Origin of the sequence: Microbacterium sp. (assembly GCF_047605725.1) — a bacterium.
In the GTDB taxonomy this organism is placed as follows: Bacteria; Actinomycetota; Actinomycetes; order Actinomycetales; family Microbacteriaceae; genus Microbacterium.
This window is the reverse complement of sequence record NZ_JASGFE010000007.1, coordinates 18,260-31,580: the sequence shown is the minus strand read 5'-3', so window position 1 is coordinate 31,580 and position 13,321 is coordinate 18,260. Positions and strand designations below refer to the sequence as shown.

Sequence of the window (13,321 nt, the reverse complement as noted above, 5' to 3'; positions counted from 1 at the left end):
CGCACTCAGCGCTCCGGTCCCGCCTGCGCGCCGGGTGAGAGGTCCGGTGCGGCGGGGATGCCGAAGCGTTCCCGCAGCGCGTATCGTGCCGCATGCCAGCCGCTGAGGCCATGGACACCCGGGCCCGGGCTGGTCGACGCGGAGCAGAGGTAGATGCCCGGCACAGGGGTGCGCCACGGTGCCGGGCCGAGCACGGGCCGGCGCACCAGCTGCCGCAGATCCGGCGTACCCGCTGCGATGTCGCCGCCGGCATAGTTGGGATTGTGGCGCGCCACCTCCACCGCGGTGCGCGACGATACGCCGAGGATCGTGTCGCGAAATCCGGGCGCGAACCGCTCCAGCTGCGCGATCACGGCCTCGGTGCGGTCGAGCGGGCACCCGGCCGGCACGTGCGTGTAGGCCCACAGCGTGTGGGCGCCGCCCGGCGCGCGCGTCGGGTCGAACAGCGATGGCTGCGACACGAGCACGTACGGCGAGTCGGGAAGGCGCCCCCGCGCCACGTCCCGCTCCCCCGCGGCGATCTCCGCACGCGTGCCGCCGAGGTGGACCGTGCCGGCCTCGCACAGCTCTGCCCGGGCCCACGGCACCGGTGCGGAAAGCGCGAAATCGACCTTCGCGACCCCGTTGCCGTAGCGGAAGCGCTCCAGCGCGCGGCGATAGCGCCGCGGCATCCGCTCGCCTGCCAGCGCCACCGCCGCCCGCGGGGTGACATCCAGCAGCACCGCCCCGGCGGGCGGCAGCTCGTCGAGCGCGCGCACCTCGTGGCCGGTCACGACCTCGCCGCCGTGGGCCTCGAGGTCGGCGACCAGCGCTGCGGTGATCGCCCCGCTGCCGCCGATCGGGATCGGCCAGCCCTGGCCGTGCGCGTACGCCGCCAGCACGAGCCCCGCGCCGGCGGCCGCCGGCCCGTCCAGCGGAAGGATGGCGTGCGCGGCCGCGCCGGCCAGGAGGGCCTGCGGCTCCTCCCCCCGGAAGCGGATGCCGCGCAGCGGTGAGCCCTGCTCGGCGGCGGCCAGAGCGAGCCGGGCGGCGGTGAGCGGATGCCGCGGCATCCGCAGCAGCGTCGACCCGGTGAGCTCGGCGACCTGCCCGCTGCGGCGAGAGAGCGGGCCGACCAGCGCGGCGTACGCGCGTCCGTCGGCGCCCAGCGCCGCGCGCGTGCGGTCCAGGTCGCGATACGCGAGCGCGGCGCGTCCGCCGTCGAGCGGGTGCGCGAAGGAGATGTCGGGCGTCGCGAAGCGCACGCGCTCGCGCAGTCCGAACGCCCGGAAGAAGGCCGACTCGAAGGCGAGCGGATGCACGGCCGAGCACACGTCGTGCACGAAGCCGGGCAGGGTCAGCTCGGCGCTGGTCGCGCCGCCGCCGGGGACAGCGGCGCGCTCGAAGACGCGGACGCGCAGTCCGGCACGGGCGAGCGTGACCGCGGCCGCGAGCCCATTGGGCCCCGCGCCGACGACGATAGCGCTGTCGCTGGCGGAGGTGCTCCGTGGCATCCGGCGCCCCTCCGATCCCGTGTCCTGCGCGTGTCGCGATTTGTCCCCCAAAAGGTGGACAGTTGTGTGGTAGCGTGTCACACGGTTCGGATCTGGCGCGTGGGAGCGCTTGCCGCACCCGCTGGGGTTAAAAAGAAAACTGGGGATCTGGGGCATACGGATCGATGTCTGCGACATCGAACGACCCTTGGTGAGACGGTCCCCTCGCGCCGTATCGCCGTAGGAAGCTCGGGCGCGAGGGAACCGGGAGAGCCCGTGACACCTTGATCTGCTGGGGACAGATCCTCGGCTCCGGCCGCTGGGGACAGCCGAACCGACAATGTCGGGACACGACACTCCACCACAACCCTAAGGCGTCGAACCTTGGCATCGCCTCAACGCGCCCCGACGATGTCGCAATCGGTCTCGGTCCCCTGTCTCGAAAGGCCTGACATGCCGACCGTCTCCGCCCACGTCGCCGCCACCCTCGCCGCCCACATCGACCACGTCTTCGGGGTGATGGGCAACGGCAACGTCTGGTTCCTCGACGCCCTGGAGCGTCACGCCGACGTGCACCTCACCCCGGTCCGGCATGAGGCGGGCGCCGTGGTCGCCGCCGACGCCTACCATCGCGCCTCCGGCGATCTCGCCGCGGCCACCGCGACCTATGGCGCGGGATTCACGAACACGCTCACCGCTCTCGCCGAGGCCGTGCAGGCCCACTCGCCGCTCGTGCTCGTGGTCGGAGACGAGCCCACCTCGGGTCCGCGCCCCTGGGACGTCGACCAGATCGCGCTCGCCTCGGCCGTCGGCGCGCGCACGTACACGGTCGGGCGGGCGGATGCCGCGGCCACCACCATCATCGCGATCGAGCATGCCCTGCGCTACCGGGTGCCGGCCGTGCTGGCGATCCCGTACGACGTCGCGACGCTGGAGGCGGGACCCATCCCGGCGGCCCCCGAGCTGCGCCATCCCGCCCCGCTCGCCCCGACGGGCCCGTTCGCCGCCGCGACGGTGCGGCAGCTCGCGCGGGCGCTGGCGGGCGCCGAGCGGCCGTTCCTGCTCGCCGGCCGCGGCGCGTGGGAGTCGGGCGCCGGTGCGGCCCTCGGCGCCCTCGCCGACGCGACCGGTGCGGTGACGGCATCCACCGCGCTCGGTCGCGGGATCTTCCCGCGCGGCGAGTTCGACCTCGGGGTGACCGGCGGGTTCGGCGCCGACGGGGCGATGGCGCTCGTGCGCGAGGCCGACGTCGCGGTCGTTTTCGGAGCGGGGCTCAACCAGTTCACGATGCGCTTCGGCGACCTCTTCTCGCCCGAGACGCGCGTCGTGCAGGTCGACGTGACCCCGACTGCGACGCATCCGCACGTCGGCGGGTTCATCCGCGGCGACGCGCGCCTCGTCGCCGAGGCGCTCGTGACCGAGCTCGAGGCGCTGGGGGCAACGCCCAGCGCCTGGCGGGAGCGGGTCGACGTGGCCGCGCTGCGCGCCTATGAGCTCGGCGAGGAGCTCGCCGACGACGGGCGCCTCGATCCGAGGGCGGTCGCGCGGCGCATCGGCGAGCTGCTGCCGGAGGACCGGGTCGTCGTCTCGGACGGCGGGCACTTCATCGGCTGGGCCAACATGTACTGGCCGGTCGCCTCGCCCGACCGCATGATGATGGTCGGCACGGCGTACCAGTCGATCGGCCTCGGCTTTCCGTCGGTCCCCGGTGCGGCCGCGGCCAAGCCGGAGTCGACCGTCGTGCTCACGACCGGCGACGGGGGCGGGCTCATGGCCCTCCCCGACCTGGAGTCGGCCGTGCGCGTCGCAGGCGGGCGCGGGCTCGCGGTCGTGTGGAACGACGGCGCCTACGGCGCGGAGGTCAACCTGTACGGGCTCAAGGGCGTCGCCGAGGCGCCGATGCTGATCCCGACCGTCGACTTCGCCGGCCTGGCGGATGCCGTGGGCGCCGAGGGCGTCGTCGTGCGCGCGCTCGCCGACCTCGACCGGCTGGAGACGTGGGCGGCACAGGATCCGGCATCCCGCCCGTTCCTGCTCCTGGACTGCCGCATCTCGACGACGGTGATCGCGCCCTACCAGCAGGAGATCATCCGCGTGAACTCCTGACCGTCGCGGATGCGCCTACCGCGCCGGCAGCAGGACGCCGGCGAAGAACGCGGCCAGCTCGTCGGTCGCCGAAAGCGGCAGCACGGCGGCGACGTACTGGTCGGGGCGCACCACGACCACGACCCCGTCGCGCGACAGCCCGCGCTCGTCGAAGATGTCGACGTCGTTCCACACCGTGGGCGCGGCGGCGAACACCTTCTCCCAGTCGCGCAGGCCCAGCGGTCCGGTCTCCGGCCGGAACACGGCCGGCACCGTCGTCGGATCGATCTCGTCGTAGCCCTGCTGGTAGATTGCCTTGACGTCGAACACGGCGTCGACGTCGGCCCCGGCAGGCGTGTAGCGGGCGATCGGCGACTCGTGCGAGCCCATCCACGACGCCCAGGCGTCGAGCGCCGAGCCGTCGCGGTCGCCGAAGGCGTAGATCCGCCACCGCCCGTCGGCACGAGCGTGGTGCCCGAGCTGCACGACGTTGCCGTCGGCCACGAGCGTGACCGGCGCGGAGTGGAAACGCTTCCCCAGAGGGAAGCCGGATGCCAGCTCTTGATGCGCGGCGTCTCCCACCACGATCGACGGCCCGTACTGCGTCATGAACCCGGACGGGAACTCGGCCGTGCCGAGGTAGTAGGTCGCCAGCTCGGTGGGGTCGCTGATCTGGTCGGGCTTTCGCGCCATGAGGCTCGACCACTCGCGGTCGAAGTCGATGAGCTGCTGCGCGACCGGCTGCCGCTCCGCGGAATAGGTCGACAGCAGGGCTGCGGGGCTGCGCCCGGTGAGCACGGAGCCCAGCTTCCAGCCGAGGTTGAAGCCGTCCTGCATCGACACATTCATACCCTGGCCGGCCTTCGCGCTGTGCGTGTGGCACGCGTCGCCCATGAGGAACACCCGCGGGTCGTGGCCCTCGCCGACGTCGACGTCGTCGAACTTGTCGGTGACGCGGTGACCGACCTCGTAGACGCTGTGCCAGGCGACCTGCTTCACGTCGAGGGAGTACGGATGCAGGATCTCGTTGGCGTGGCGGATGATCTGTTCGATCGGCGTCTGCCGAACGCGGTGGTGGTCGTCCTCGGGCACCTCGCCGAGGTCGATGTACATGCGGCACAGGTACCCGCCCTCGCGCGGGATGTGCAGGATGTTGCCCGCCGTCGAGGCGATGGCGCATTTGATGCGCCAGTCCGGGAAGTCGGTGTTCACCAGCACGTCCATGACGCCCCACGCGTGCGCCGAGATGCCGCCGAGGTGCTTGCGGCCGATCGCGTCGCGCACGCGCGAACGGGCGCCGTCTCCGCCGGCGACGTAGCGCGCCCGCACCGTGCGCTCCTGGCCGGCCCGGTCTCCCGCGACGTAGCGGATCCGCACCTCGACGGGATGGTCGCCCTCGTCGTGCACGGTGAGCCCCACGAACTCGACGCCGTAGTCGGGGACGATCCGGCCGGGGCCGTGCGCTGCCGCCTCGGCGAAGTAGTCGAGCACGCGCGCCTGGTTGACGATGAGGTGCGGGAACTCGCTGATCTTCAGCGCGTAGTCCTCGGTGCGGGTCGTCCGGATGATGTTGCGCGGATCCTCCGGGTCGGGGTTCCAGAAGTTCATCCAGCCGATGTTGTAGGCCTCGGCGACGATCCGGTCGGCGAAGCCGAAGGCCTGGAAGGTCTCCACGCTGCGCGGCTGGATGCCGTCTGCCTGGCCCAGCACGAGGCGGCCCTCGCGGCGCTCGATGATGCGCGTGGCGACCTCGGGGTACTGCGACAGCTGCGCGGCCAGCAGCATGCCGGCCGGCCCTGACCCGACCACGAGCACGTCCAGCTCGTCGGGGAGGTCGTCGGGCCGGTCGAGCCCGATCGCGGCGGCATCCTGTACCCGCGGGTCGCCGGAGACGTAGCCGTGGTGGTGGAACTGCATCGTCATCGAACCTCTTCCCTGCGGGAGCCTACGCCTTCGAGAGCCCGTAGACGGGGCTCTGCGCCTGCTCGGCCTCGTGGTCGGGACCGAGCGGGATGCCACGGCGATCGCGCAGCAGCAGCGTGCCGAGCAGGCCCAGGCCCGTCATCGCCGCGAGGTACACGGTGACGCCGGTGGTCGAGCCCGTGCTCTGCACGATCGCCTGCGCGATGGTCGGGGCGAACGCCCCGCCCAGGATCGCGCCGATCGCGTACGAGATCGACACCCCCGAGAAGCGGATGGATGCCGGGAACAGCTCCGTGTACAGCGCCGCCTGCGGCCCGTAGGTGAGACCGAGCCCCACGGTGAGCACGATCAGGGCGAGCGTGAGCATGCCGATCGCGCCGGTGTCGACCAGGGGGAACAGGAGCAGCGCGCCGACCAGCTGCAGCACCCAGCCGATCACGTACGTCGTGCGCCGGCCGATGAGGTCGGAGATCCAGCCGCCGATCCAGGTGAAGACGAGCCAGGAGGCCCCCGACAGGGTGACTGCTCCCAGCACGTCCGCGGGGGCGAGTCCGATCGGGCCCTCGGGGTCGGTCGCGTAGCGCTGGATGTAGCCTCCGGTGGTCATGTACCCGACCGCGTTGTTGCCGGCGAACACGAGCGCGGCGATGATCACGAGCACCGCGTGCTTGCGGAACAGCTGCACGATCGGCATCCGCGTCTGCTCCTTGCGCTCGGCGAGCTCGGTGAACACGGGGCTCTCCTCGACCCGGCGGCGGATGTATGCGCCGATCACGATCAGCACGACGGAGAGCAGGAACGGGATGCGCCATCCCCATTCGAGGAACCACTCCGGACCCGGGATCGCGACCAGCGCCATGATCCCGGAGGCCAGGAGCAGCCCGAGCGGCACCCCGATCTGCGGCGAGGCGCCGAACAGCCCGCGCTTGTCCTTGGGCGCGTGCTCGACGGCCATCAGGACCGCGCCGCCCCACTCACCGCCGGCGGAGATCCCCTGCACGATACGCAGCGTGATCAGCAGGATCGGAGCCGCTATGCCGATCGCGGCGTGGGTGGGGAGCAGCCCGACGAGAGTGGTGGAGGCCCCCATCAGCACGAGCGTGAGCATGAGCACAAGGCGCCGTCCGTACCGGTCTCCGAGGTGGCCCGCCAGGAACGCGCCGAGGGGGCGGAAGAGGAAGCTGATGCCGACGGTGAGGAACGAGAGCAACTGCGCGATGCCCTCTCCCGCCGGCGCGAAGAACAGGGTCGCGAACACGAGGCCCGCCGCCTGCGCGTAGATGAAGAAGTCGTACCACTCGACGGTCGTGCCGATGACGGTGGCGAACACGACTCGACGGCGATCCTGCGTCGTCGAGATGGTCCCCGTCGGCGTGAACCCTTCGGGAGTTGCTGCGCTCATGCTCTGCTCCTCTGCAGACTCGACGTCCTTGTCGCACCGGGCGAGCGTTCACCCGTCGGCGCAGGACTGATCATATACGATTTCAGATACGACGCAAGAGAGCGACGAGAACTCGACTATCCCTCCGGATAGCCGTACGCTCACGGCCAGGGAAGAACCAGAGGCGGTTGCTCATGGCACACGGGTCCACCACTCGGGCGGACACCCCCGGCGTGCGCGGGTTCTCACAGTTCTGCGCGACGGTGAACGACGCGTTCGTCCCGCTTCAGGTGCGCTCGGAGCAGCCGGAGTCGTTCCGCGGGTCGGTCCGGCATGTCAGCGCGGACGAGGTCCACGTGTCGCTCGTCGAGGCGACCGAGCACGTGGTCGAACGCACTCCCCTGCTCATCGCGACCGCACCGCGACGGTGCTACAAGGTCAGTCTGCAGCTGGACGGCCACGGGCTGCTCGTGCAGGACGGCCGCGAGACGCTGCTGCGCCCCGGCTCGCTCGCGATCTACGACACCGCCCAGCCGTACTCGCTCGCGTTCGACGGCCGGTTCCGCTCACTCGTGCTGATGTTCCCGTCGCATCTGGTCGACCTGCCCCTGGACGCGGTGGGCGCCCTCACGGCGACGCCCCTGGAGCACTCCGGCGGCGTGGGCGAGGTCATCGTCCCGCACCTGAAGACCCTCGCCGCGAACCTGGATGCCGTGCAGGGTCCCGCCGGCGGACGCCTGGCACGCGGCACGGTCGAGCTGATCGTGACGCTCCTGTCGCAGGAGCTCGCACAGGGGCGCGTCGCGGTGAGCCCTCGTCAGCAGCTGTTCGCCGACGCCCTCCGATACATCGACGCGCACCTGGCCTCGCCCGGGCTGGATCCGCGCAGCATCGCCGCCGCGCACTTCATCTCGCCGCGTCTGCTCCACGCGATCTTCCGCGAGAACGGGGCGACGGTCGCCACCTGGGTGCGCAGACGCCGCCTGGAGGAGTGCCGGGTCCGCCTGCGCGATCCGGCCTTCGACGCCCGCTCCGTCATGAGCATCGCGTCCGAGTGGTGCTTCACCGACGCGGCGTACTTCAGTCGCGCATACCGCTCGGAGTTCGGGTGCTCTCCGAGCGAGTCCCGCATCCGCACCTGATCGTGCGCGATCGGCACGCCCGCGTGCAGGATGGGACAAACCGAAGCGACCGACGCCCCCGACACTGAAACCGACCCAGGAGGACCCATGGACACCTACGAGACGCTGCTCGCCGCGATCGCTCCAGCAGACGGGCCCACCCGCGAGGTCCACGATCCGGCCACGGGCGAGCTCATCGCGTCGGTGCCCGTGCACGACCGCTCCCACCTCGACAAGGCGATCGCACGCGCCCGTGCCGCCCAGCCGGGCTGGGCGGCACTCGCCGACGAGGAGCGCTGCGGCATCCTCCAGCGCGTCGCCGACGCGATCGAGAGCTCCGCCGAGGCGCTCGCCCGCGTGCTGTCCCGGGAGCAGGGCAAGCCGTTGAACGGGCCGAACGCGCGCTTCGAGGTCGGCGCGTGCGCGGCGTGGCTGCGCGCGACCGCGGCCACGCCGCGACCCTCTGAGGTCGTCGTGGACGACGGCGAGACGTACGCGGAGCTCCACTACCGGCCCGTCGGGATCGTTGCGGCGATCACGCCGTGGAACTGGCCGATGATGATCGCCATCTGGCAGATCGCCCCCGCGCTGCGGATGGGCAACACCGTCGTCGCCAAGCCGTCGGAGTACACGACGCTGAGCGGTCTCGCACTGGCCGCGGTCATGAACGAGGTGCTCCCCGAGGGCGTCCTGAACGTCGTCGCCGGCGCGGGCGACATCGGCGCGGCGATCGTGGCCGACCCCGCGTTCGGCAAGATCATGTTCACCGGCTCGACGGCGACCGGGAGCCGCATCATCGAGAGCTCGGCGGGCAACATCACCCGGCTCACGCTGGAGCTCGGCGGCAACGACGCCGGCATCGTCCTGCCCGATGTCGATCCCGCCGCCATCGCGCAGGACCTGTTCTGGGGCGCGTTCATCAACACGGGCCAGACCTGTGCGGCGCTCAAGCGGCTCTATGTGCACGAGGACGTCTACGACGACGTGGTCGACGCGCTCGCCGGGGTCGCCGCGGCCATGCCCATGGGCGTCGGTCTCGACGAGGAGAACGTGCTGGGACCGCTGCAGAACCGGATGCAGTTCCAGGTCGTCGACCGGCTCGTCGAGGCGGCCAAGGCGTCCGGGGCCCGGGTGGTCATCGGCGGCGAGCCCGACCGCGACGCCCCGGGCTTCTTCTACCCGACGACGCTCGTGGCCGATATCGCCCCCGACAACCCTCTCGTCGTCGAGGAGCAGTTCGGCCCGGCGCTGCCGATCGTGCGGTACCGCGACCTCGAAGAGGTGATCGAGTGGGCCAACGCGCTCGATGTCGGACTCGGCGCATCCGTCTGGTCGGCCGACCGCGAACGCGCCGTCGAGATCGCCTCGCGCCTTCAGGCGGGGACGGTCTGGATCAACTCGCACGGCGGCGTGCACCCCTTCATCCCGTTCGGCGGGGTGAAGCGATCCGGCTACGGACTGGAGTTCGGCGTCGAGGGACTGAAGGCGGCGTCGGTGCCGCAGGTCATCAACGGCTGATCCGACAGGCCGCCGGCCGGGTCGGCCCGTGCCCGCGGCATCCGCTTGATCACCGCCGACGGATCATATACGATTTCAAATACAAATCGAGGGCAAGGGGGCTCATGACCACTCCAGCGGACACCCCTGACCGGCGATTCGCGGGGCTCCCCGGCCGGCCGGGCAAGATCGTGGCGGTGCACATCAGCTACGAGTCCCGCGCCGCCCAGCGGGGCAGACGCCCCGCGCAGCCCTCGTACTTCTTCAAGGCGTCGAGCTCCGTCGCCGCCTCGGGTGGCACGATCGAGCGCCCGCCCGGCACCGAGCTGCTCGCCTTCGAGGGCGAGATCGCGCTCGTCATCGGCACCGCGGCACGGCGCGTCCCGCTGGCATCCGCCTGGGACCACGTCGGCTGGATCACCGCCGCGAACGACTTCGGCCTCTACGACCTGCGCGCCGTCGACAAGGGCTCCAACGTCCGCTCGAAGGGTGGCGACGGATTCACCCCGATCGGCCCGCAGCTCATCGACGCGCGCACCGTCGACCCCGCCGCGGTGCGGCTGCGCACGTGGGTGAACGGCGAGCTCGTGCAGGACGACACGACGGCGGGACTCATCTTCCCGCTCGCCCAGTTCGTCGCCGACCTGTCCCAGCACTTCACGCTCGAGCCGGGCGACGTCATCCTCGCCGGCACGCCCGCCGGCTCGTCGGTCGTCGTGCCCGGAGATGTCGTGGAGGTCGAGATCGACGCGGGCGGCGCCTCATCGGGCCGACTGGTCACCACCGTCGTGCAGGGAGAGGGAGCGGGGTTCGACCCCGCGCTCGGATCGCTCCCCGCCGTCGACGACACACAGCGCGAGGAGGCGTGGGGATCGGCCGAGGCCGCCGGCCTGCCGGCGCGTCCACCGGCAACGACGGGGCTGACTCCCTCGTTGCGGGCCAAGCTGGAGGCGGTACCGGTCGCCGGGCTCTCGCAGCAGCTGCGCAAGCGCGGACTCGACAACGTCACGATCGACGGCGTGCGTCCCCTGCATCCGGAGCTGAAGCTCGTCGGCACCGCCCGCACCCTCCGCTTCGTCCCGAATCGCGAAGACCTCTTCGCGAGCCACGGCGGCGGCTACAACGCGCAGAAGCGCGCGTTCGACGCGGTCGGCGAGGGCGAGGTCGTCGTCATCGAAGCGCGCGGCGAGGCGGGGTCGGGCACGCTCGGGGACGTCCTCGCGATCCGCGCGCATGCCCGCGGCGCCGCCGGCGTCGTCACCGACGGGGGCGTGCGCGATGCGGATGCCGTGGCCGCCGTCGGCATCCCGGTGTACACCGCCGGCGCCCACCCCGCCGTGCTCGGACGCAAGCACGTGCCGTGGGACCACGACGTCACGATCGCGTGCGGCGGCACGACCGTCCAGCCCGGCGACGTCGTCGTCGGCGACGCCGACGGCGTGATCGTCATCCCGCCCGCCCTCGCCGAGGAGGTCGCCGACGCGGCCCTCGCGCAGGAGGAGGAGGACGCCTGGATCGCCGCCCGCGTCGCCGAGGGGCATCCCGTCGACGGGCTGTTCCCGATGAACGCGCAGTGGCGCGCCCGCTATGACCGCGACAGGTCGACGCGATGATCCAGCTGCCGGGTGAGAACGCCACGAGCAAGTCGCAGGACGCGTACCGCTGGATCAAGGAGCGCATCGCCGCGGGCGACTTCACCCCGGGGTACCGGCTCGTGCTCGGCACCATCGCCGGCGAGCTCGACATGAGCGTCGTGCCCGTCCGGGAGGCGATCCGGCAGCTCGAGGCGGAGGGCCTGGTGACCTTCGAGCGCAACGTCGGCGCGCACGTGTCGATGGTCGACGACTCCCAGTACCGCTACAGCATGCAGTCGCTGTCCATCCTGGAGGGCGCAGCGACAGCGCTCGCGGCCCGTCGCCTCCGGGCGGACGACCTCCGGCGCGCCCGTGAGATCAACGCCCTCATGATCGAGACGCTCGACCACTTCGACCCCCGGGCCTTCACGTCGCTGAACCAGGAGTTCCACGCGACCCTGTACGGGGAGTGCGCCAACCCCCGCCTGCTCGAGCTCGTCGCATCGGAATGGAGCCGGCTCGGCAACCTGCGCGAGTCGACCTTCAGCTTCGTGCCCGGCCGGGCCGCGGAGTCCGTGCGCGAGCACGAGAACATCGTCGGGCTCATCGAGACCGGCGCTCCCCTCGGCGAGATCGAGAAGGCGGCCCGGCGACACCGATCGGCCACTCTCGACGCCTACCTGATCCACGAGCATCCCGACGAGACGCTCGGACTGCCCGCCTTCTGATCCGTCCCAAAGGAGTCACGATGTCCGACACCGCCCCCGCGCTTGATCGCCGCCACATCCCGGCCGACCTGCCCGACCGCATCCGCCACTACATCGACGGCGCGTTCGTCGACTCCGCCGACGGCGACACGTTCGACGTGCTCGAACCGGTCTCCAACGAGGTGTACGTGCAGGCGGCGGCCGGCAAGAAGGCCGACATCGACCGCGCCGTAGCCGCCGCCCGGCGCGCGTTCGCCGACGGCCCGTGGCCGAAGATGCTCCCCCGGGAGCGGTCCCGCGTGCTGCACCGCATCGCCGACATCGTCGAGTCGCGCGACGCCCGCCTCGCCGAGCTGGAGTCGTTCGACTCGGGGCTGCCGATCACACAGGCGCTCGGCCAGGCCCGCCGCGCCGCGGAGAACTTCCGCTTCTTCGCGGATCTGATCGTCGCGCAGGCCGACGACACCTTCAAGGTCCCGGGTCGGCAGATCAACTACGTCAACCGCAAGCCCATCGGCGTCGCGGGGCTCATCACCCCGTGGAACACGCCGTTCATGCTGGAGTCGTGGAAGCTCGGGCCGGCGCTGGCCACAGGCAACACGGTCGTGCTCAAGCCCGCCGAGTTCACGCCGCTGTCCGCGTCGCTGTGGGCGGGCATCTTCGAGGACGCGGGGCTCCCGCAGGGCGTGTTCAACCTCGTCAACGGACTGGGCGAGGATGCCGGCGACGCCCTGGTGAAGCATCCCGACGTGCCGCTCATCTCGTTCACCGGCGAGAGCCGCACGGGCCAGATCATCTTCGGCAACGCCGCCCCGTACCTCAAGGGCCTGTCGATGGAGCTCGGCGGCAAGAGCCCGGCGGTCGTCTTCGACGACGCCGACCTCGACGCCGCGATCGACGCGACGATCTTCGGGGTGTTCTCGCTCAACGGCGAGCGCTGCACCGCAGGCAGCCGCATCCTCGTGCAGCGGGGCGTCTACGACGAGTTCGTCGAGCGCTACGCCGCGCAGGCGCGGCGCGTGCGAGTGGGCTACCCGCACGACCCCGCGACCGAGGTCGGCGCGCTCGTGCACCCCGAGCACTTCGAGAAGGTCATGAGCTACGTCGAGTTCGGCAAGGGCGAAGGGCGCCTGGTCGCCGGCGGCGGGAGACCTGCGGGCTTCGAGTTCGGCAACTTCGTCGCCCCGACAGTGTTCGCCGACGTGGCCCCGACCGCGCGCATCTTCCAGGAGGAGATCTTCGGCCCCGTGGTCGCGATCACCCCGTTCGACACCGATGAGGACGCCCTGGCCCTGGCCAACGACACCAGGTACGGCCTGGCCGCCTATGTGTGGACCAACGACCTCAAGCGCGCACACAACTTCGCCCAGTCGGTGGAGGCCGGCATGGTGTGGCTCAACTCCAACAACGTGCGGGACCTGCGCACCCCGTTCGGAGGTGTCAAGGCATCGGGACTGGGGCACGAGGGCGGATACCGCTCGATCGACTTCTACACCGATCAGCAGGCCGTGCACATCACGCTCGGCAAAGTGCACAACCCGACCTTCGGCAAGAACTGACC

9 protein-coding genes are annotated in these 13,321 nt (G+C 71.4%); 6 read left to right on the top strand and 3 right to left on the bottom strand.

From position 1 onward, the window contains the following. Positions 1-5: 5 nt before the first annotated feature. On the bottom strand, positions 6-1,493 hold the full coding sequence (locus QM641_RS02740; protein WP_415113183.1) for a phytoene desaturase family protein: 1,488 nt from the start codon (positions 1,491-1,493) through the stop codon (positions 6-8). A 432-nt stretch (positions 1,494-1,925) separates the two neighbouring features. On the opposite strand from QM641_RS02740, the gene QM641_RS02735 reads away from it, so the two are divergent. Further along, positions 1,926-3,578 carry a thiamine pyrophosphate-binding protein gene (locus QM641_RS02735; protein ID WP_415113181.1) on the top strand — a complete coding sequence of 551 codons (1,653 nt, stop codon included), beginning with the start codon at positions 1,926-1,928 and terminating at the stop codon, positions 3,576-3,578. A gap of 15 nt (positions 3,579-3,593) precedes the next feature. Here QM641_RS02735 and QM641_RS02730 read toward each other — a convergent pair whose 3' ends face one another. Both QM641_RS02730 and QM641_RS02725 read right to left on the bottom strand, forming a co-directional pair. Continuing rightward, the gene (locus QM641_RS02730; protein WP_415113246.1) at positions 3,594-5,474 is read right to left on the bottom strand and encodes an FAD-dependent monooxygenase; all 1,881 of its coding nucleotides are present in this window, start codon (positions 5,472-5,474) and stop codon (positions 3,594-3,596) included. Between the two features lie 28 nt (positions 5,475-5,502). Next, positions 5,503-6,882, bottom strand: coding sequence for an MFS transporter (locus QM641_RS02725; RefSeq protein WP_415113179.1), 1,380 nt, complete (start codon positions 6,880-6,882; stop codon positions 5,503-5,505). 173 nt (positions 6,883-7,055) lie between these two features. Here QM641_RS02725 and QM641_RS02720 point away from each other — a divergent pair, with 173 nt between their 5' ends. The 5 genes from QM641_RS02720 (at position 7,056) to hpaE (ending at position 13,319) form a co-directional block, all read left to right on the top strand. Then, a complete protein-coding gene (locus QM641_RS02720) occupies positions 7,056-8,003 on the top strand; it encodes a helix-turn-helix domain-containing protein (protein WP_415113177.1) in 948 nt (315 codons plus the stop codon). A gap of 87 nt (positions 8,004-8,090) precedes the next feature. Beyond that, on the top strand, positions 8,091-9,500 hold the full coding sequence (locus tag QM641_RS02715) for an aldehyde dehydrogenase family protein (protein ID WP_415113175.1): 1,410 nt from the start codon (positions 8,091-8,093) through the stop codon (positions 9,498-9,500). A gap of 104 nt (positions 9,501-9,604) precedes the next feature. Further along, entirely contained in the window at positions 9,605-11,092 is a 1,488-nt protein-coding gene (locus QM641_RS02710; RefSeq protein ID WP_415113173.1) for a fumarylacetoacetate hydrolase family protein, read from the top strand. Beyond that, complete coding sequence (locus tag QM641_RS02705) at positions 11,089-11,781, top strand: GntR family transcriptional regulator (protein ID WP_415113171.1); 693 nt, start codon at positions 11,089-11,091, stop codon at positions 11,779-11,781. The genes QM641_RS02710 and QM641_RS02705 overlap by 4 nt, the downstream gene beginning before the upstream one ends. Before the next feature lie 20 nt (positions 11,782-11,801). Next, positions 11,802-13,319: a 5-carboxymethyl-2-hydroxymuconate semialdehyde dehydrogenase gene (hpaE, locus tag QM641_RS02700; RefSeq protein ID WP_415113169.1), complete on the top strand. Its 1,518-nt coding sequence runs from the start codon at positions 11,802-11,804 to the stop codon at positions 13,317-13,319. Positions 13,320-13,321 lie beyond the last annotated feature (2 nt).